The organism is Rhizobium sp. P1_C7 (assembly GCF_056406295.1).
Map to the genome: position 1 here is coordinate 252,029 of NZ_JBFUAL010000004.1, position 19,494 is coordinate 271,522.

Genomic DNA, 19,494 nt, shown 5'->3' on the forward strand with positions numbered 1-19,494 from the left:
GCCAGACGCCCGCGCTTGCGCGGGCGTTTTGCTTTCATGATTTGGCCGTCTTGGCCTGCCCGCGAGCAGCTACTTTTCGAGGGTCGCGACCACCTCGACATGCGAGGTCCAGAGGAACTGGTCGATCGGCGTCACGCTGGTGATGCGGTAGCCGCCTTCGACCAGGATGGCTAGATCACGCGCCAGCGTCAGCGGATTGCAGCTGACGGCGGCGATCTTCTTCACGGCCGAGCGTGCGAGTTCCTGGCACTGGAATTCGGCGCCGGCGCGAGGCGGATCGAAGACCACGGCGTCATAGACCTTCAGTTCGACCGTCATCAGCGGGCGGCGGAAGAGATCGCGCCTCTCGACGCTGACGGGTTTCAGTCCCTGCGTGTTGCGCGCGGCATGATTGAGTGCCGCAAGTGGCTTCTCTTCGCTCTCGACGGCGTGCACTCGGCCGGCGCGGGCAAGGCGCAGCGAAAAGGTGCCGGCACCGGCAAAAAGATCGGCGATTCGCTTGGACTTGCCGACATGCGCAAGCACGAGTTCGGCCATGGCCTCCTCGGCTGGCTTCGTTGCCTGCGTGAAGCTGCCGGGCGGCGGTGAGACATTCACGCCGCCGAAATCGACCACCGGCTTCGACGGCTCGACGAGAATTTCCCCGTTGAGCGAGACGCGGGCAATGCCGCGAAGCGCCAGCACGGTCTCGATCGCCTTGCGGCGCTGCTGGTCGGAGAGCTTCTTGATGCCGTCGACGGCGATATCGAGGCCGGGCTGCGTTTCGAGAACGGAAATGCGGAAGGCCTCGGCGCTGTTGGCGAGCGCCGCGCCGATGGCCGTGATCGCCGGCAGCCTGGCGATGATGGCTGCCGACGAGATGGGACATTCCTGGATGGCGACAATATGGTGGCTCTCGGCCTGATTGAAGCCGATCAGCATGTCCTTTTCCGTCTTCCGTGCGGCGAAGACGACACGGCGACGTTCGCCGGGATGGGCGGCGATAGTCTCGCCGACCTCAGGTGTCAGTCCCTTGGATCTCAGCGCATCGATGACCAGCTGCCGCTTGAAGGCGCGGTAGGGCGCGTCGCTCATGTGTTGCAGGGTGCAGCCGCCGCAGGTGCCGTTAACACCGTCCGGGCCGAAGTGACGACACTGCGGTTCCTGCCGGTCCGGCGAGGGGGTGGTGATCGACATCACCGTCCCCTGGCTCTTGATCCGAGCGATCGCGACGGTTTCGCCCGGCAGCGCGAAAGGCACGTAGACAGGCCCGTCGGCGCTGTTGACGATGCCGTCGCCGTGCGCGCCCAGCTTCTGAATGGTAACGGTCTCGGTGCTCACGGCTTTGTCCCTGCGAGTAGGAATTCCTGATTGCCATCGCCGCCGGCGATCGGCGAGTCGATGAGGCCAAGGCTCGTCCAGCCAATGTCCTCGACAAGCCAGCGCTCCAGTTCCGCAGCGACTGCGGGTGCCGAGGAGGGGTCCTTCAGCATTCCGCCTTTGCCGATTGCGTCGCGCCCGGCCTCAAACTGCGGCTTCACGAGCAGGACCGCCGTAGCGCCGGGCTCGGCAATGTCGAGTGCGGGCGCCAGCGCCAGCTTGAGGGATATGAACGACACATCGGAGACAATGAACGTAAGGGGATGGCCTATGTCTTCGGCCACCAGATTGCGGGCATTCAACCCCTCGATGTTCGTCACCTCAGGATTGGCAGCGAGCCGCGGATGCATCTGGCCGTGGCCGACATCGACGGCCGTCACATGCGCTGCTCCGCGCTCCAGCAATATCTCGGTGAACCCGCCTGTCGAAGCGCCGACGTCGAGACAGTTGTGGCCCGCCGGATCAAGCTTGAAATGATCGAGCGCCGCCGTCAGCTTCAAGGCGGCGCGCGAGACGTAATCCTGTGCCGGGTCGTCGATTTCGATGACTGCATCCTCGTCGAAAAGTGCGCCGGCCTTGGTCACCACCTTGCCGCCGACCTTGACGGTGCCGCGTTGCACGGCGTCGCGGGCGCGCGATCGGCTGGCGAAGAGGCCAAGGCTGACGAGAAGTTGGTCGAGGCGTTGTGTGTTCTGATCGGACATGGCCTGTCCATGCAGGGCAAAGCCCGCAGTTGCAAGCCTTTTGTTCGATGCTGGCCCGTTGGCGCAGCGTCTAGTTCCACGAGTTGGTGCCAAGATCCTTTTAGCCGACCAGCACCTCGACTGACTTCGGCCCGCTTTTGACCCAAGTCTCGCAAGTTTCCTTGCCGGCATCGCGGCCGTCTTTCCACGTACGATAAAACGCCTTCGATCGGGATAACGTCGCTGCTTTCGAGCTTGACTGGGCCCTTGCTGGTGCCATCGGCAGCGAGCACGAGACTGCCGGCATACCCTTCCCGGGACCACCCAGGATCAGTTCCTTGCCTTCCGGAGCAGTGCCGTGAGCTCTTTTCCTTTCATCTTTTCCGCAGCCGCGGCCGTTGCGCAGGTGAGCAATGCAATGGCGATGACGCCGATGGCAACGCGCATGTTTTTCTCTTATGTGATTTATCGCTAATATAAATCTCTGGCGGAAAACGAAAAGATAAATACTCATCACAGAGTTGAGGCGGCCGGGCACGAATGCGGGAGCGGCGCAAAGCCCGCGGGCGCGGATTGTTGCGACGCACAAACTTAAGCAATTTTAAAGTCTCGCCCAATAAAGTCAGTCGAATTGCAGCGGTTGATGGTAACCGCATCCGCCATGATGGCTCGATGCCCGCAGCTGCAGACGATGTTCCCCATCCACGAATTTTGCAGGCATGCCTTGCATGCCCGATTTCCCATGGCTTGAGCCGTCAGGAGAGACTGACTGATGTTTGCAAGAAACATGTCCTTGAACGGTAAGCTTGCTGTGACTTTCGCAGTGCTGATCCTTATCTTTCTGTCCGTTTCCGCCTTTGTGTACTCAAAGGCGAGTGCCGTCGCCGCAGCCTCCGAAGAGCAGAAGAGATCGGAGCGCCTGGTCAATCAGATCGACGATGCGCTGCAGGCCATGCTCGAGCAGGCCGTGAACCTGCGCGGCTTCCTGCTCTTCCGCAGCGACAGCACCTATGGCGATATTTTCGCCAATCGCGAGCGTATGCTGAAGGCGATCGCCGCCGCCAGGGAAACGGCAGCCGGCAAAAGCGATTTCGTCCAGCAGATCGACGGCATGCAGAAGGCGGCCGACCTCTTTTTCCACCAGCTGGCCGAGCCGCAGTCGAAGGCGCGCAAGGAAACAGACATGCCGGTCGACCAGATCGTCAAGATCGGCGTAAACGAGACCAAGGGGCAGCTGGACGGCTTCCGTCAGGCGTCGACCAAAATAAAGGCGGCCGCGCGCGATGAATCGAATGCGCTTGCCGCCGTCCAGGCCGATGCCGGCGGCGATCTCAGCATGACGCTCCTCGTCGGCGGCATCGCCGCTGCGCTCGCCGCCGTCGCTCTTGCCTGGCAGCTCTCGCGCAGCATCGTCCACCCGATCGTGGGTATGACAACGGCGATGGGCCGTCTGGCGGGCGGCCAGAACGACATCGACGTTCCGGCGCTTGACCGCCACGACGAAGTGGGCCGCATGGCGCAATCAGTCCTGGTCTTCAAGGACGCCGCGATCGAGAAGCTGCGCCTTTCCGGTGAGACCGACCGCATGCGCAGCGACGCCGAACGTCAGCGTCAGGCCGGCGACGAACAGAAGGCGCGCGAGGAAGGCGAATTGCGCTTCGCCATCGACGCGCTTGCCGGCGGTCTTTCCGATCTTGCCAACGGCAATGTCGCCATTCGTATCTCCACGCCCTTTGCATCGCCGTTCGACCGTCTGCGCAGCGACTTCAACAATGCCGTCGAGAAGCTGCAGGCGGCCCTACAGTCGGTCGGCCACAATGCTTCCGCAATTAATGCAGGTGCCGGCGAAATTCGCACCGCCGCCGATGATCTCGCGCGTCGTACCGAACAGCAGGCCGCAGCCGTCGAGGAAACCGCAGCAGCCCTCGAACAGGTCACGACGACAGTCCGCGATTCCGCCAAGCGCGCCGAGGATGTCGGCCAGCTGGTCGAGCGCACGCGCCTTGGTGCCGAGAAGTCCGGCGAGGTGGTCCGCAAGGCCGTTACCGCCATGCAGGAGATCGAAAGGTCCTCGGGCGAGATCAGCAACATCATCGGCGTGATCGACGACATCGCCTTCCAGACCAACCTGCTGGCGCTCAATGCAGGCGTCGAGGCAGCGCGTGCTGGCGATGCAGGCAAGGGCTTTGCCGTCGTCGCGCAGGAAGTGCGCGAGCTCGCGCAACGCTCCGCCAACGCGGCCAAGGAGATCAAGGCGCTGATCAACACATCAGGCACCCAGGTCAATGCCGGTGTCTCGCTCGTCGGCGAAACCGGCAAGGCACTGACCGAGATCGTCGGCGCCGTGCAGGAGATCAACAAGCACGTCGGCGCCATCGTCACCGCCACGCGCGAACAGTCGATCGGCCTGCAGGAGATCAACACCGCCGTCAACAACATGGACCAGGGCACCCAGCAAAACGCCGCGATGGTCGAGGAACAGACCGCAGCCAGCCATTCTCTCGCCCAGGAAGCAGGTGCGCTGGACGAACTGCTGCGCCAGTTCAACCTCGGTCAGCAGCGTGTCGAGGTGCCGAAGACAAACATCGCCAATAGCGGCTCGCGTCCCGTTGCGTCCCCGGCTCGGGCTCTGACACGGACGGTCGCCAGGGCCTTCGGCGGCAAAGCCGCGATGGCGGCGGCTGTTCAGGAGGACTGGACGGAATTTTGAGCCGTCCCTCCGAGTTCAGCGACAACAGAAGCGGGGCGGTTCGGAAGAGCCGTCCCTGAGGAGGCTCCGCGAGGGGCCTTTCTTTTTCTGTAACCCCTGCCAGCAAGTTGCGGGAGTCCGATCGGTGCTGTTTGATTTGAGGTGTGGATTTGGCATCTTTTATATCCCGTATTGGTGCACGTGGCCGACAGGTCCGAGGGCATCGCTTGGTATCAACGTGCGTTTCCCTAGGCCTTCGAGACCAGCCAGCCCTCCGGCTTCGAAATCCTGAAGATGGGTGAGGCGCAGCTGGAGCTTGTTCCCGCAAAGAGCAGCGCCGCCGGTTCGGTGTCTATTGATGGGTGGACGATTTCGAACGATCGCTTGCCCACCTGCGGGCGGTGGGACCGGTGTTCTACCGAGGGCTGATGGAGATCGGCGGGCATCTCTGGATGTGCCAGTTCCGCGATCCCCGGGGCAACTGCATCGGCATCCGGAAACGTCTTGCGGCAGATACGAGGTCCGCTCGCTCCCCGGACTAACGGTTTCCTGCGACAGGACGCCACCGGCACCAACTCCAGCGACGGACGTTAACGGAATCAGCCGGGCAGCGGTCTTTGATCTATCCGGCGACGCCGACGACGGCCGGACGGCCGAGCGCCTTGAAGACCGTGGAGACGATGCCCGCCCGGTCAAGCCCGGCTTGTGCATTCATCATCTCGGGCTTGGCCTGCTCCACCCAGATGTCGGGCATGACAAGCGAGCGAACTTTGAGGCCGTTGTCGAGCAGGCCTTCCGTCGTGAGGAACTGCAGCACGTGGCTGCCGAAGCCGCCCACGGAGCCTTCTTCGACGGTAATCAGCATCTCGTGGTGGCGCGCCAGCTGGCGGATCAGGTCGTGATCCAGCGGCTTGGCGAAGCGCGCATCGGCGACCGTCGTCGATAGGCCGGCGGCGTCGAGATCTTCGGCTGCGAGCAGGCAGTCCGCCAAACGCGTGCCGAAGGAAAGCAGGGCGACCTTGGATCCTTCCTTGACGACGCGGCCCCTGCCGATCTGCAGGATTTCGCCGCGCGCCGGCATGTCGATGCCGATGCCTTCGCCGCGCGGATAGCGGAAGGAGATCGGGCCGGCGTCATAGGCGGCAGCCGTGCGCACCATGTGCTTCAGTTCCGCCTCGTCGGCCGCACCCATCACCACAAAACCGGGCAGGGCGGCAAGGAAGGTTGTGTCGAAGGAGCCCGCATGCGTCGGCCCGTCCGCGCCCACGAAGCCTGCACGGTCGATCGGGAAGCGCACCGGCAGGCCCTGGATTGCGACGTCGTGCACGACCTGGTCGTAGGCCCGCTGCAGGAATGTGGAGTAGAGCGCGATAAACGGCTTGTATCCTTCTGCGGCGAGGCCGGCGGCGAAGGTCACAGCATGCTGCTCGGCAATGCCGACATCGAAACAGCGCGACGGAAACACGCCGGCAAGCTTGTCGAGGCCAGTTCCGCTCGGCATTGCCGCGGTAACACCGACGATCTTGTCGTCGAGTTCGGCTTCCTGCACCAGCGCTTCGGCAAAGACGCTCGTGTAGCTCGGCGCATTCGGTTTCACCTTCGCCTGCGCGCCGGTGATGACGTCGAACTTGTTGACGCCGTGATACTTGTCGGCGGCGGCCTCGGCGGGTGCATAGCCCTTGCCCTTCTGCGTCACCACATGGATCAGGACCGGACCATTGGCATTGTCGCGGACGTTGCGAAGCACCGGCAGCAGGTGATCGAAGGAATGCCCGTCGATGGGGCCGATATGATAGAAGCCCATCTCCTCGAACATGGTGCCGCCGGTGACGTAACCCCGGGCGTGCTCGACGGCGCGGGTGATGGCACGGTCGACCTTCTTGCCGAGATAGGCCGTGAGCTTCTTGCCGAAGTCACGGAAGCCCATGTAGGTGCGACCCGAGGCAAGACGCGCCAGATAGGCGCTCATCGCCCCCGTTGGCGGAGCGATCGACATGTCGTTGTCGTTGAGGATGACGATCAGCCGGGCATCCAGCGCGCCGGCGTTGTTCAGCGCTTCGTAGGCCATGCCCGCCGACAGCGCGCCGTCGCCTATCACCGCGATCACGCGGCGGTCCGTCTTGTCGAGCTCTGCGGCAACAGCCATACCGAGACCGGCTGAAATGGATGTCGACGAGTGGGCGGCGCCGAAGGGATCGTATTCGCTCTCGGCGCGGCGGGTGAAGCCGGAAAGCCCGCCTTCCTGGCGAAGCGTGCGAATGCGGTCGCGGCGACCGGTGAGGATCTTGTGCGGATAACACTGGTGCCCGACATCGAAGATCAGTCGGTCGTTAGGCGTGTCGAAGACGTTGTGGATGGCGATCGTTAGTTCGACGACACCAAGTCCCGCCCCGAGATGGCCGCCGGTGCGCGACACGGCATCGATCATTTCGTCCCGGACCTCGCGCGCTAGCTGCGGCAGGTCGCGATCCTCCAGCTTTCGGAGGTCGGCTGGATAGGTAACCTTATCCAGCAGCGGCGTCTTCGGCGGTTGTGTCACGGGTGGGCACTCTTTCTTGTCATTCTTGGGCGGGATGCCTTTAAGGCATAAATTGCTGTTAAAAAAGTCGATTTCAAGAACCTCAAGATTTCCTTTCTAAAGGAGATCAGCCTTCCGGCAAAGGTATGAATTCCTCCTCGTCCCCCGGAACGATGTCGAAGCGGCCGGTCCGCCATTCCTCCTTGGCCTTCTCGATCCGCTCCTTGGAGGACGAGACGAAATTCCACCAGATGTAACGCTTGGAATTGAGCGCCGCTCCGCCGAACAGCATCAGATGACAGCCCTGACTGCCCGCCTCCAGCGTGATCGCATCGCCGGGATGGAAAACGAGCAGCTGATCTGCCGCAAATGTGTCACCGGCGATCACGACTTCACCGGACAATATGTAGGTGGCCCGTTCCTCATGCGCCGCCGCGAACGGAAATTTCACCCCGGCTTCGAGATTGATGTCGGCATAAAGCGTATCCGAGAAAACCTTCACCGGGGACGACATTCCCCCGAAGGCGCCGATGACGACGCGACCGCGCACGCCGCGTTCGTCGATCACCGGCATGTCGCTCTTTTCCGTGTGGGTAAAGGAGGGGTCGATTTCCTCCTTGTCGTCAGGCAGCGCAAGCCACGTCTGAAGTCCCGACATCAGCAGCGGATGGCCGCGCAGGTTGTCCGGCGTACGTTCCGAATGCACGATGCCGCGTCCCGCCGTCATCAGGTTGATGTCGCCGGGTCGGATGACCTTTTCGGTGCCGAGGCTGTCCAGGTGCCGGATCTCGCCGTCGAAGAGGTAGGTGACGGTCGAGAGCCCGATATGCGGATGCGGCCTCACGTCCAGCGCCTCATCCGGCTTCAGGATCGCTGGCCCCATGCGGTCGAAGAAAATGAACGGCCCGACCAGTCGCCGTTGCCGGCTCGGCAGCGCTCGCCGCACCTGAAACCCGCCAAGGTCGCTGGTGCGCGGAATAATCAGGTTCTCGATCGCATTGCAGGCGAAGGCATCGCCGGGTAGTGGGTCTTTACCGGGAAAGAAGGACATGGTGGATCTCCAATCGATCGCTGAAACTAGCCATAAACGCCCGCAAGAGCCAGACGCAGTTTTTATGTCGATTGAAGCCACATGCCGCACGATGACATAGTGGGCGCATGAAGGCTCAGATTATCATCCGTGAGGCATTGTTTTCGGTGATGAAGCTATTCTGGAAATGAAGGTGTGGCGCTTGCCCGGCACCTGCACTGTTATCCGCAAGCGAGCATTTCCGCGCTCGTGAAAAGCTTGAAGCTCGAGGATATGGAAATTCTCTCGCGGGCTGATCGAGGGGTGCGGCGACGGATTGCGCGCCGCTATGACGAAATTCGAACCGTAATAGCACTCTGAGTTCACGCCCCGTCCAGTGGCTCCACGCCCTGCGGCTTGCCGGCACGGTCGAGGCGGATCTTCTCGATGCGGTTCTCGGCGGCCGAAAGCAGCGTTTCGCAATGCTTCTTCAGCGCTTCGCCGCGCTCGTAGATGTCGATGGATTCGTCCAGCGCCACGTCGCCTCGCTCCAGGCGGGCAACGATGCTCTCGAGCTCGGCTACCGCCTTCTCGAACGAAAGACCGGAAACCTCCGGCTTGACGCTGTCTGTCATACTCAACCCTTCATCATTCTGAGAATATGCAGGCCTGCCGATTCGGCCAGTCCTTCGAGATCATAGCCGCCTTCCAGGAGGCTGACGACCCGGTTTGCGGCACTTTTGTCGGCCACTTCGAGCAGCCGTCCGGTTGCCCAGTCGAAATCCTCGCCGACCAGATTGATCTGCGCCAGCGGGTCGCGGTGGTGCGCGTCGAAGCCGGCCGAGATGATGATCAGGTCCGGCCGGAAGTCGAACAGCGCCGGCAGCACCCGAGATTTGAACGCCTCTCGAAAATGGTCGCTTCCGACATTGGGGGATAGGGGGGCGTTGACGATCGTGCCGTGCTTGCCCGTCTCGTCCTTTGCACCACTACCGGGATAGAGCGGCATCTGGTGCGTCGAACAGAAGAGCACGGAGGGGTCGTCCCAGAAGATGTCCTGGGTGCCATTGCCATGATGCACGTCCCAGTCGACGATCGCGACGCGTTCGGCGCCATGGACCTTCTGCGCATGGCGGGCGGCGATCGCCGCATTGTTGAAGAAGCAGAAACCCATCGCCTTGGATTTCTCGGCGTGGTGCCCCGGCGGTCGCGAGGCGACGAAAACATTGTCCGCCTTGCCGGTAAAGACGTCGTCGACCGCCGCCATCGCAGCGCCAACACCCGTCAGCGCCGCCTTCAGGCTCTTCGGGCTCGCATAGGTGTCAGCTTCGAGCTGGTTGATTTCGTCTTCGTCCTCCGGGATCTGCCGTATGACTTCCAACAGGTGCTCTTCAGGATGGGCGAGCAGGACAGCGTCCTCGTTTGCCTGCGGTGCTTCCTTCCGATCCAGCTTCTCAAAATTCGGATGGCCGAGTGCGACGTTGATGGCGCGCAACCGGTCGGAGCGCTCGGGGTGGCCGGAGGGCGTGATGTGTTCCAGAAAGATCGGATGCTCGTAAAGGCGGGTGCTCATGGAGTCACTCTATCTGTGCGTCTCATTGTGATCCACAGCAGATGGGGCTCGGAGCGATGATTTCAACAAGCATGCGGCATCAGGGGGCGGCATGTTTCTGGCTTGGACCAACGCTGGTGCCGGGACTTTCCGCAGCGCCGGTCTGAAACATGAATTCGGCTCCAAATCAAGGAACTGCGCCATTCGGCTGCGCGAAAAGCGCTTACACTTTGCGGCATCATGTTCTACTGTTTTGCAAGGGGAGCAGGGGGTGGATAGATAGATGAACGAGATGCAGCGCTCGAATACAGTGCACATGCATGTGCCGTTTCGCGATGTGGATATGAACGGCCAGATGTTCCTGGGTTCATATATTTCCTATGCGGAGTCGGTCCTCGCCAGTTTCTGGTCGCTGCGGCCGGAAGTCGAGGATGAACCGCTCTACATCGCCTCGAAAGTCACGTGTATCCTGCACCGGCCGCTGCACTACGACGAGAAGGTCGTGTTCACCGCCGCCGTCGACAAGATCGGTGTCCGGTCTGTCGGCTTCATCGTCGCTGCGGACACCGGCGGCGAGCGCGCCGCAGAAGTCGAGATCATCTGGCAGGCGCGGGCGCGTGGAGATCGCGCGCCAGTCCCCCTTCCCGAAATCACGCGAGACTGGCTTTATCGTTTCGTGAACTAGCTTCTTGCCGGCAGCAGCGGATAACCAGCCATCACGGCACGGCCGACCAGGGCTGCGACAAAAGCCTTCATGAGGTCGCCGGGGATGAAGGCCAGCGAACCGACGAAGGCCTGCTTGAGGCCGATCTGCGCGGCGACTGCCAGATAGGCGATACCGAAGGCGTAGAGCACGATGATGCCGCCGATCATAGCGGCCACGAAAAAGCCGACCAACTGCAGGGCTGCAGGCTGTTCCGGTTTCGCCAGCCGCTCGCTGAGAAAGCCGGTCGTTAAAGCTGCAAAGACCCAGCCGATCAGAAAGCCGGTGGTGGGGGCGGCGAAAGCCGCAAGCCCGCCGCGTCCGCCCGACAGAACGGGCAGGCCGATTGCGACGAGCACCAGCACGATTAGCACTGCGATCGTCGCGCGCCGGGCGCCGAGGACGACGCCGGCCATCATCACGCCCAGCGATTGCGCCGTGATCGGCACCGGGATGAAGCCGAGCGTGATCGGGGGAAGAATCCCGAGCGCGACGATGATCGCGGCAAAAAGGGCAGAAAGAACGAGGTTGCGGGTGCTCATGACGGCTCCGTGTTTAACAACTGTTAACTGACATGCCGCCGAACGCCGCGTGCGTCAATCGCCGCAGCGATGCTATCTGCATCCTTGAGCGTCAGAATGATCAGCGGCACAAGCACAGTCGTCGGCCGTACCTTCAGGCCGCGGGCTGCATGCGCCTCGCGAATGGCCTGGTAGCGCCCGAGAATATCGGGCACGAAGCGGACGACGAGCCCGACCGCGAGACCCACGTCGCCTGCCCGCACGAGCCCGATGCGCTCCAGTGGCCGCGCGAGAAGCGTGATCTCGTCGATGAACTGCGTGATCGTGGTGGTCGCGGTAACGCTCGCGGCAAAGAGCATCAGCGCGGTCAGCCGCAGCAGGGCGACGACAGCCCCGTGCCACGGATTGAAAGCGAGGCTGAAAGCCGCAACGACGAGGATCGTCAGGAATATAGGCTTCAGACGTGCCAGGGCAGCCCGCACGGGGAGCCCGATGCTCAGATAAAGAGCCACGGCGGCAAGCACCGCAACGGAGAGAATGGGAATGTTCGCCGTGGTGAAAAGGACGACGCCGAGTCCGGCCAGGGCGATCAGCTTAGCTCGCGCCGATAGGCGATGCAGGGCGCTGTTGCCTTCGACGAAAAGCGATTGCATCACGCGGCCAGCTCCCTGTAGCACGACACGGCTTGCGACGCGGGCGCATCGGCGACAAGCCGGCCTTCATGGAACACCAGCACGCGCTCGTAGTCCGCGATCAGATCGAGATCGTGGGTGATGACGATGGCGTTCTCATGGAGACTGTCTATCAACGCCTGCACGAGGCTCCGGTTGCGAAGATCGAGCTGATTGGTCGGCTCGTCGAGAATAAGGATGTCCGGCCCTGTTGCCAGGACCGAGCAGAGGGCCGCGAGCTGCAGTTCGCCGCCGGAAAGCTCGTGCGCGCGGCGATCGGCAAGATGCCTGGCGTTGAAGCGCTGCAGCACGTCCTCCACCTTCTCCTCGATCTCTGCTTTCGTGTAACCCCGGTTTTTGAGGCCGAACGCTATGTCGTCGCGCACGATGGGCAGGATGATCTGGTTCTGCGGCGATTGGAAGATGAAGCCGACCTCGGTGAGCTCGGCCTTCTCGTCTGTCGTGTCGCGCCCGTTGACGATGACGCGGCCGGTCGTGGGCTTCGTCAGGCCGTTGATAAGTCGCGCAAACGTCGTCTTGCCAGAACCGTTTAGTCCAATGATGCCGATGCGCGCTTCAGCGAGATCGAGCGTCAGCGGTTGCAGCGCGACACGCGTTCCGTAGCTCACACCTGTGCCTTCGAAGCGGATGTTCAATCGATCCCCCTTGCTTGAACCGCCGTTTTATAAACGAATCCTGCGTATTGAAAGATGAAAATCCGGCCCCGGCGGCAAGGGGATCGCCCTATCCGAGAAAGGCCGTCTATAACGGGTGGCTCGGCAAATTTTCCGGCTTATGATGCCTGCCATGACGAATCTCATTTCGAATTCCGATGCTCGCCGCGTGTTCCTTGCCAAGCAGGGTCTCAGCGCACCGCCAAACAGGGCCCTGACCAAGCCGGGGCTGCTCCAGCTCATCCATGATATCGGTTTCGTCCAGGTGGACAGCATCCAGACGGTCGAGCGCGCGCACCACCAGATCCTCTTTGCCCGTAACCAGACCTACCGGCGCGAACACCTGACCGCGCTGCTGGAAAAGGATGGCGCGCTCTTCGAGCACTGGACGCACGATGCCTCGATCGTGCCGAGCGCCTTCTTTCGCTACTGGAAGCACAAGTTCCGCTACGAGGAGGAGGTGCTGGTCGAACGCTGGCGCAAATGGCGCGGCGAAGGCTTCGAGGACGTGTTCGACGAGACCTACGAGCGCGTACGGCGGGACGGCGCCATCATGGCGCGCGAGATCAAGGCGGATGGCCACGTCTCCGGTGGCTGGTGGAACTGGCATCCGAACAAGACGGCGCTTGAATATTTCTGGCGCACAGGCAAGTTCGCGATTGCCGGGCGCTCGAATTTCCAGAAAGTCTACGACCTTGTCGAGCGTGTTATTCCGGCAGAGTTCCACGAGCCGGAAGTCAGCCGCGAGGTTTTCGTGGATTGGGCCTGCCGCAGCGCCCTTACGCGCCTAGGCTTCGCCACCCATGGGGAGATCGCCGCTTTCTGGGATCTGCTCTCGCCAGACGAGGCCAAGGCCTGGGTGGGGGCGCACCGCGACGAGCTGACAGAGGTGCTGGTCGAGCCTGCGCTTGGCGGCAGGTCGCGGCCGTCGTTTGCCTTTGCGGACATCCTCCCGTCGCTCCACACCTACCCAGAGGCACCGGCCCGAGTTCGCGTGCTTAGCCCGTTCGATCCGATGATCCGTGACCGCAATCGCACAGAACGCCTGTTCGGTTTCTTCTATCGGATCGAGATCTTCGTCCCGGAACCGAAGCGCGAATACGGATACTATGTTTTTCCGCTCCTGGAGGGCGACACGCTCATCGGACGCATCGACATGAAGGCCGACCGCAAGCGCGGAACCCTCGATGTCAAGCGGTTATGGCTGGAGCCGGGCGTGCGGGCCTCCGCCGGGCGGCTGGACCGTCTGGAGGCCGAGTTGGAGCGCGTCGCGAAATTCGCGGGCGTTGAGAAGGTAATATTTGGAGAGGGCTGGCGGGACTAAAGCCTGCTTGCGGTTAGGCGGACGCAGGATTTTTCGGCGCAGAACCGAGCTCCCTTGTTCGAGTGGGATAGGACCGTGCCGCAGGCAAGGTCCGACGCTTTGGGCCTTAATTCTGAGGAGGCTGTTCCTCACCCGATCTCTGTCTTGGTGATCTTGATGCCGAAACCTTCCAGGCCGACATAGTGCCGTTCGCGGCTGGTCAAGAGCTTAATCGAGGAGACGCCAAGGTCCTTCAGGATCTGCGCGCCAAGGCCGATTTCCAGCCATTCGCTTTCGCGGTTTTGCGCTTCGGCATGTTCTTCGCGGCCCTGTGAACGCGCCTTCCTTCCGTTGTCGTGATGGCCGACGCCAACCGAACCCTCGCGCAGATAGACGATCACGCCGCGGCCTTCCTCGGCAATCCGCTTCATGTATTGATCGACGGGGCGCCGCTTGCCGAAGATGTCCTCGGCCACGCTTTCGGGATGCAGGCGCACGGGAATGTCGATGCCGTCGCGGATGTCCCCGAAGACGACGGCCAGATGCTGCATCGGATCCCAGGGAAGCGAATAGGTATGGGCCTTCGCCTTGCCGAAAGGCGTTTCTATGTCGAAGCTGGTGCCGAGTTCGATCAGCGTTTCCTTGCGTTGGCGATAAGCGATGAGGTCTGCGACCGAGACGAGCTTGAGGCCATGCTGTTGCGCGAAGTCGACGACCTCGGGGCCGCGCGTGACGGTACCGTTGTCATTGACGAGCTCGCAGATCACACCGACCGGCGGCAGGCCCGCGAGCCGGCAGAGATCGACCGCAGCTTCGGTGTGGCCCGAGCGCATGAGAACGCCACCTTCGCGCGCAATCAGCGGGAAGATGTGGCCGGGGCGAACGAAATCCGCCGGGCCGACATTCGGATTTGCGAGGTTGCGCACGGTTAGCGTCCGGTCATCGGCCGAAATGCCGGTGGTCGTGCCGTGCTTGAAGTCGACGGTGACGGTGAAGGCCGTGGTATGGGCGGAATCGTTTTCCGCTACCATGGCGTTGAGGTTCAGCCGCTTGGCTTCTTCCTTCGGCATGGGAGTGCAGACGATGCCGGATGTATGGCGAACGATGAAGGCCATCTTCTCCGGCGTGCAATGCACAGCCGCGACGATCAGGTCGCCTTCGTTTTCACGGTCATCGTCGTCCATGACGACGACGATCTCGCCGGCTTCGAAGGCTCGGATCGCATCCACGACGCGCTTCTGGTCATAAGGCATGGTTCGTTCCTATTTCAGCCGGCCGGTCTGGCCGCGGTCTCGAAGATAATGGTCGGCGATGGCGCAGGCGACCATGGCCTCACCGATCGGCACGGCGCGAATGCCCACGCACGGGTCGTGCCGACCCTTGGTGCGCACATCGACGTTGCGGCCGTCGGCGTCGATCGACTGCCGCTCGGTGAGGATCGAGGAGGTCGGCTTGATCGCGAATCGGGCAATCACTGGCTGGCCGGTGGAAATGCCGCCTAGGATGCCGCCCGCATGGTTCGAAAGAAACAGCGGCGTGCCGTCGTTGCCCATGCGCATCTCGTCGGCGTTTTCCTCGCCGGTGATTTCGGCGGCTTCGAAGCCATTGCCGATCTCGACGCCCTTGACGGCGTTGATCGACATCAGCAGCGAAGCGATATCCTGGTCGAGTTTGCCGTAGATCGGCGCGCCCAGCCCTGCCGGAACGCCCTCGGCCACGACTTCGACGACGGCGCCGATTGAAGACCCCTTCTTGCGTATGCCGTCGAGATAGTCTTCCCACACAGGCACGATCTCGGGATCGGGCGCAAAGAACGGGTTCTTGTCGATCTGTGCCCAGTCCCAGTTCTGCCGATTGATCTTGTGCTTGCCGATCTGCACCAGCGCTCCGCGCACGGTGACGCTGGGCGCGACGAGGCGGGCGATGCCGCCGGCTGCGACGCGCGCCGCCGTCTCGCGGGCCGAAGAACGCCCGCCCCCGCGATAGTCACGGATGCCGTACTTCAGATCGTAGGTATAGTCGGCATGGCCCGGACGGTACTGGCGAGCGATTTCGCCGTAGTCCTTGGAACGCTGGTCGGTATTCTCGATCATCATCGAGATCGGCGTGCCTGTCGTAATCATTGTCTCGCCGTCGGCGTCAATCATGACGCCCGAGAGAACCTTGACGAGATCGTCCTCGCGCCGCTGCGTTACGAAACGCGACTGGCCGGGCTTGCGCTTGTCGAGCCAGACCTGGAGGTCTTCGAGCTTGAAGCGCAGGCCGGGAGGGCAACCGTCAACGACGCAGCCGAGCGCCGGTCCGTGGCTTTCGCCCCAGGTGGTTACGCGGAAAAGGTGACCGAATGTATTGTGCGACATATGTTCCGACCGGATCGCGCCGGCCGGTCGTCACCGGCCGCGTCATTCTCTTGAAAGGCGCGACACTCATAGGCCAAAAAACAGCGCGGGCAAACGCCTTTCTTTGCGCGAAATCGCCACTTTGAGGAAATGGTGTTTCCGCAAATTGAGAACAGTCGGCCTATGACGCGATGCGCCATGCCGTTCCGGTGGCTGCCGCTGTAAAGTCGTGGAAGGAAAGCGGACGTGCGAAAGCGTAGCCCTGCAGGAGATCGCAACCGAGTTCATGGAGCAGCGTGGCATGGGCAGCCGTCTCGACACCCTCCGCGACGGTCTCGACACCAAGCGAGCGGGCAATGTCGATGATCGAGCTGACAAGCGCCCGTTCCTGCTGCGAGGTTACGATCGGTTGCACGAGCTGCCGGTCGATCTTCAACCGCTTCGGCTTCAGCTTCAGCAGGCTGACGATCGAGGTGTGCCCGGTGCCGAAGTCGTCGATCTCGATGTCGATTCCAAGCGCCTTGATGCGGTCGAGGTTGTGAGCGGCGATGTCCTCGCTTTCATCGAGAAAGATGGACTCCACGAGTTCGAACGATATCTCTCCCGGTCGGATCTGCAGGTGGCGCAGAGACTCGATGAGGCTTTCGTCGTGCAGGCGTCGAGCTGAAACATTGACCGAGACTTTGGGAATGGAAACGCCGAGCGCAGCCCAGCGCATCTTGTCCTTGAGTGCCGTTTCCAGAACGATGCGGTCGAGGGTCTGCATGACGTTGATCTCCTCGGCGACCTTGAGGAACTTGTCAGGCGTCAGCAAACCCTTGGTGGGATGGTGCCAGCGCACCAGCGCCTCGACACCGGTCAGCCGCATGGTCTGCGCGCTGAACTGAGGCTGATACCATGCAGTGAACTCGTTGTTCTCGATGCCGGACAGGATTTCGTCCGCCAGCCGCTTGTTGTTGATGATGTCTGCCTGCAGGTTGTGATTGAAGAACTGGTAGCGGTTGCGGCCCTGGCTCTTGGCGCGGTAGAGCGCAATATCGGCATTGATCAGAACTTTCCGGGCGTCGACATGGACGCCATTCGCAAGCGCGATGCCGATCGAGACGCCGCAGCGGCATCCGAAGCCTTGGAAATCGACCGGCTGGCGCATTTGTTCGATGATGCGCCCGGCCAGGCCCGACATCTCCGCATCGCTGGCATTGTCGGCAAGGATGACGAACTCGTCGCCCCCGATACGCGCGACGATGTCATCGTTTCTCAAGTTCCTCGACAGGACTTGCGACGCGTGAACGAGCATTGCGTCGCCCGCCGCGTGGCCGAGTGTATCGTTGATATCCTTGAAACGATCGAGATCGATGTGAAGGATCGCGAATTTTTGTCGCCCGTTCCGGCCGTCCTGGGTCAGACTTTCGAGTGCCATGTCCAGCTTTCGGCGATTGGCGAGCCCGGTGAGGGGATCGTGCAGCGAATTGTGCTCGATACGGTTCTTGGCAAGTTCGAGCTCGATGTTCTTGGCGATCGCCTCGTCCTTGGCAGCCTTGAGCTGCGCCGTCATGAGCGCGTCTTCCGTGATGTCGAAGGCGACGCCGATGATTTTCAACTGGCCGCTCGGCGTCTGGTGGACTTTGCCGGTGGAGCGGACGTAGCGCACCGTCCCGTTGTTCGCCGGCACGCGGCAAATGAGCGTGTGCGTGTCGCCAATCTGCTCGAAGTGCCGTGCGCTTTCTATCGCCAGCGGCCGGTCTTCCTGAACGATGCAGGAGAGCCAGGTCGGCTCGGTCATGAAGCCCGTCCGCGGTGCAAGGCCGTAGAGTTCGTGCATCCGCTCATCCCATATGGAGCCGCCGTCGTCCCCGAGTGTCGCTTCCCAGATGCCGCACTGATAGGAGTCGAGCGCCAGGTCGAGCTTGCCCGACAGTTCGGCGAGTTCGGCTTCGCGACGGGAGAGTTCGTCGAGCGCGAGTTCCAGTTCCGCGTTCTTGATGTCGCTCGTATCCTTTGCCTTTCGCAGCGTGTCCGCCGCCTCCGCATCGGTCGTCACATCCCAGACGATGCCGATGGTCTTGTTGGCGCCAGCTGCGTCCGTGTAGGCCGAGCCGACCGAGCGCAAGTGCCGAAGACTGCCGTTTCCGAGACGAATCCGGTATTGCGCCGTGTATGACGAGCCGGAGGCATTCTCGTTGAGCAGGTGCACTTTCGCGGTCCCGTGGTCTTCGGGAACGATTGCAGCAAGCCAGTCATCAATGGAATGCCCGCCTTCCAGCGGCGGCCTGCCATGCAGCATGGAGGCGCGGCTGTCCCAAAACAGGGTGCGCCCCCCCTCGTGGAGCTCCCAAATCCCGATGTTCGATGAATCCAGCGCCAGATCGAGCCGCTGCGACAGCTCAAGCAGTGTCGCTTCGCGCTTCTCCAGTTGCGCAATGTTGCGGTTGCGCTCGCCGAGTAGCAATGTAGCAAAGAAGATCGGTATGATCGTCGCGCAGCCGGCGGCAAGAATGATTAGACGCAGAGAGAGCTGATTCTCCGGAACGGCTTCCCAGCCCGTCTTCGGTATGGCGGCGATCTCCCAGCGCCCGCCGGCAAATCCAATCCTCCGCGTTATCGGCTGTTGTACGAGCACTTCCGGTGAACCGAAGAAAGGAGCCGTTGCCTGATCGGCCGTGATCAGGTCGCGAACCGCGATCTTTAAGTGATCGAGGTGCGGATACTTTTCCTCGTTTTCGGCGTTGCGCGCCGACTTCAGCCCGGTGTTCCGGTAGAACACGTCCGCGTCGATCGTGACCTCGACCGCACCCCAGACGCGACGCTGTCCGTTTTCCTTGACGAAGACAGGAAAGAAAATCGCAAAGGCTTCCTTTCCGTCCGGATTCCCGATCGGACCATAGAAGCGTGCCTGCTGATTGCTTGTGTTGCGGGTGGCAGGTTGGCGCGCGAGCATCGGCTCGCGCACGTCCTTTCCGAGCCTGGCCTGTGCCGTGGGCAACGGAAAGACAGAGTTGACGATGAAGTCAGGGGCGATTGCAATGCGTACGAAATGGGGGTTCTGGATGAGCAGCCAGTTTATCTGGCGCTCCATCTCCTCGGCGTTCACGCTGGAATTGATCGCCACCATGTTGGCGAGATCGCGGACGACCGTGATGTCCATGTTGATCTGTGCCATCACGCGCGCCCGAATGAGGTTTGTCTCGTTCTCTGTTCGGATGGCCGATTCTCGAAGGTGGGCCGCAGTATTGGCACGGTCGAGGCTGAATCCGACCCAAATGACAACAACTGCGACAAGGCAGGAGACCAATATCGAGACATATGTATTCCGCAAAATGCGCCTTGACGTGCCGATGTAGTTGATGCGGAATAACAAAATGAGGTCTCCCTGTTCGGAATGACCTTAGATTGAAGCGGTTAATTTACGATTTCCCGGAGATCACCTTGGGACCGGCGGGGCGCCGGCGGGATTGCTAACGGGCAGTGTTGAT

The 19,494-nt window shown here is 61.8% G+C and carries 15 protein-coding genes; 3 read left to right on the forward strand and 12 right to left on the reverse strand.

Annotation, left to right across the window (positions count from 1 at the left end):
* Positions 1-69: 69 nt before the first annotated feature.
* Complete coding sequence (locus tag AC1D2R_RS08035; protein WP_477966507.1) at positions 70-1,320, reverse strand: class I SAM-dependent RNA methyltransferase; 1,251 nt, start codon at positions 1,318-1,320, stop codon at positions 70-72.
* Positions 1,317-2,063, reverse strand: a complete 747-nt coding sequence (locus tag AC1D2R_RS08040; RefSeq protein ID WP_477966509.1) for a TlyA family RNA methyltransferase — start codon at positions 2,061-2,063, stop codon at positions 1,317-1,319. Before AC1D2R_RS08040 ends, AC1D2R_RS08035 begins: the two co-directional genes overlap by 4 nt.
* Positions 2,064-2,814: 751 nt before the next feature.
* Here AC1D2R_RS08040 and AC1D2R_RS08045 point away from each other — a divergent pair.
* Positions 2,815-4,752 (forward strand): methyl-accepting chemotaxis protein, encoded by a 1,938-nt coding sequence (locus tag AC1D2R_RS08045; protein WP_477966511.1) that lies wholly within the window; start codon positions 2,815-2,817, stop codon positions 4,750-4,752.
* Between the two features lie 601 nt (positions 4,753-5,353).
* On the opposite strand, the gene dxs is transcribed toward AC1D2R_RS08045, so the two are convergent.
* The 4 genes from dxs to AC1D2R_RS08065 form a co-directional block, all read right to left on the reverse strand.
* Entirely contained in the window at positions 5,354-7,270 is a 1,917-nt protein-coding gene (gene dxs / locus AC1D2R_RS08050; protein WP_477966513.1) for a 1-deoxy-D-xylulose-5-phosphate synthase, read from the reverse strand.
* A 106-nt stretch (positions 7,271-7,376) separates the two neighbouring features.
* Positions 7,377-8,300: a pirin family protein gene (locus tag AC1D2R_RS08055; protein ID WP_477966515.1), complete on the reverse strand. Its 924-nt coding sequence runs from the start codon at positions 8,298-8,300 to the stop codon at positions 7,377-7,379.
* Positions 8,301-8,641: 341 nt separating this feature from the next.
* A complete protein-coding gene (locus tag AC1D2R_RS08060) occupies positions 8,642-8,893 on the reverse strand; it encodes an exodeoxyribonuclease VII small subunit (protein WP_477966517.1) in 252 nt (83 codons plus the stop codon).
* A gap of 2 nt (positions 8,894-8,895) precedes the next feature.
* The gene (locus AC1D2R_RS08065; RefSeq protein ID WP_477966519.1) at positions 8,896-9,831 is read right to left on the reverse strand and encodes a histone deacetylase family protein; all 936 of its coding nucleotides are present in this window, start codon (positions 9,829-9,831) and stop codon (positions 8,896-8,898) included.
* A gap of 262 nt (positions 9,832-10,093) precedes the next feature.
* Between AC1D2R_RS08065 and AC1D2R_RS08070 the strand changes: the two genes are divergently transcribed.
* Complete coding sequence (locus AC1D2R_RS08070; protein ID WP_477966521.1) at positions 10,094-10,495, forward strand: acyl-CoA thioesterase; 402 nt, start codon at positions 10,094-10,096, stop codon at positions 10,493-10,495.
* Here AC1D2R_RS08070 and AC1D2R_RS08075 read toward each other — a convergent pair.
* The 3 genes from AC1D2R_RS08075 to AC1D2R_RS08085 are packed head-to-tail and all read right to left on the reverse strand — an operon-like array spanning position 10,492 to position 12,361.
* The gene (locus tag AC1D2R_RS08075) at positions 10,492-11,055 is read right to left on the reverse strand and encodes a biotin transporter BioY (RefSeq protein WP_477966523.1); all 564 of its coding nucleotides are present in this window, start codon (positions 11,053-11,055) and stop codon (positions 10,492-10,494) included. The two genes, AC1D2R_RS08070 and AC1D2R_RS08075, sit on opposite strands and share 4 nt — an antisense overlap.
* A 23-nt stretch (positions 11,056-11,078) precedes the next feature.
* On the reverse strand, positions 11,079-11,687 hold the full coding sequence (locus AC1D2R_RS08080) for an energy-coupling factor transporter transmembrane component T family protein (RefSeq protein ID WP_477966525.1): 609 nt from the start codon (positions 11,685-11,687) through the stop codon (positions 11,079-11,081).
* A complete protein-coding gene (locus tag AC1D2R_RS08085; RefSeq protein WP_477966527.1) occupies positions 11,687-12,361 on the reverse strand; it encodes an energy-coupling factor ABC transporter ATP-binding protein in 675 nt (224 codons plus the stop codon). Before AC1D2R_RS08085 ends, AC1D2R_RS08080 begins: the two co-directional genes overlap by 1 nt.
* Positions 12,362-12,512: 151 nt before the next feature.
* On the opposite strand from AC1D2R_RS08085, the gene AC1D2R_RS08090 reads away from it, so the two are divergent.
* The gene (locus AC1D2R_RS08090) at positions 12,513-13,703 is read left to right on the forward strand and encodes a winged helix-turn-helix domain-containing protein (RefSeq protein ID WP_477966529.1); all 1,191 of its coding nucleotides are present in this window, start codon (positions 12,513-12,515) and stop codon (positions 13,701-13,703) included.
* Between the two features lie 128 nt (positions 13,704-13,831).
* On the opposite strand, the gene ribB is transcribed toward AC1D2R_RS08090, so the two are convergent.
* The 3 genes from ribB to AC1D2R_RS08105 all read right to left on the reverse strand — a co-directional run bounded on the left by ribB (position 13,832) and on the right by AC1D2R_RS08105 (position 19,181).
* Positions 13,832-14,935, reverse strand: coding sequence for a 3,4-dihydroxy-2-butanone-4-phosphate synthase (gene ribB / locus AC1D2R_RS08095; RefSeq protein WP_477966531.1), 1,104 nt, complete (start codon positions 14,933-14,935; stop codon positions 13,832-13,834).
* A 9-nt stretch (positions 14,936-14,944) separates the two neighbouring features.
* On the reverse strand, positions 14,945-16,042 hold the full coding sequence (gene aroC / locus AC1D2R_RS08100) for a chorismate synthase (protein ID WP_477966533.1): 1,098 nt from the start codon (positions 16,040-16,042) through the stop codon (positions 14,945-14,947).
* 160 nt (positions 16,043-16,202) lie between these two features.
* Positions 16,203-19,181, reverse strand: coding sequence for a bifunctional diguanylate cyclase/phosphodiesterase (locus AC1D2R_RS08105; RefSeq protein WP_477966535.1), 2,979 nt, complete (start codon positions 19,179-19,181; stop codon positions 16,203-16,205).
* Between the last annotated feature and the right edge of the window lie 313 nt (positions 19,182-19,494).

Bases quoted from the DNA above. Each gene is read 5' to 3' on its own strand.
- AC1D2R_RS08075 (WP_477966523.1), bottom strand. From the start codon at position 11,055: ATGAGCACCCGCAACCTCGTTCTTTCTGCCCTTTTTGCCGCGATCATC.
- AC1D2R_RS08040 (WP_477966509.1), bottom strand. From the start codon at position 2,063: ATGTCCGATCAGAACACACAACGCCTCGACCAACTTCTCGTCAGCCTT.
- AC1D2R_RS08070 (WP_477966521.1), top strand. From the start codon at position 10,094: ATGAACGAGATGCAGCGCTCGAATACAGTGCACATGCATGTGCCGTTT.
- AC1D2R_RS08055 (WP_477966515.1), bottom strand. From the start codon at position 8,300: ATGTCCTTCTTTCCCGGTAAAGACCCACTACCCGGCGATGCCTTCGCC.
- AC1D2R_RS08065 (WP_477966519.1), bottom strand. From the start codon at position 9,831: ATGAGCACCCGCCTTTACGAGCATCCGATCTTTCTGGAACACATCACG.
- ribB (WP_477966531.1), bottom strand. From the start codon at position 14,935: ATGCCTTATGACCAGAAGCGCGTCGTGGATGCGATCCGAGCCTTCGAA.
- AC1D2R_RS08105 (WP_477966535.1), bottom strand. From the start codon at position 19,181: ATGGCACAGATCAACATGGACATCACGGTCGTCCGCGATCTCGCCAAC.
- aroC (WP_477966533.1), bottom strand. From the start codon at position 16,042: ATGTCGCACAATACATTCGGTCACCTTTTCCGCGTAACCACCTGGGGC.
- AC1D2R_RS08080 (WP_477966525.1), bottom strand. From the start codon at position 11,687: ATGCAATCGCTTTTCGTCGAAGGCAACAGCGCCCTGCATCGCCTATCG.
- AC1D2R_RS08090 (WP_477966529.1), top strand. From the start codon at position 12,513: ATGACGAATCTCATTTCGAATTCCGATGCTCGCCGCGTGTTCCTTGCC.
- AC1D2R_RS08060 (WP_477966517.1), bottom strand. From the start codon at position 8,893: ATGACAGACAGCGTCAAGCCGGAGGTTTCCGGTCTTTCGTTCGAGAAG.
- AC1D2R_RS08045 (WP_477966511.1), top strand. From the start codon at position 2,815: ATGTTTGCAAGAAACATGTCCTTGAACGGTAAGCTTGCTGTGACTTTC.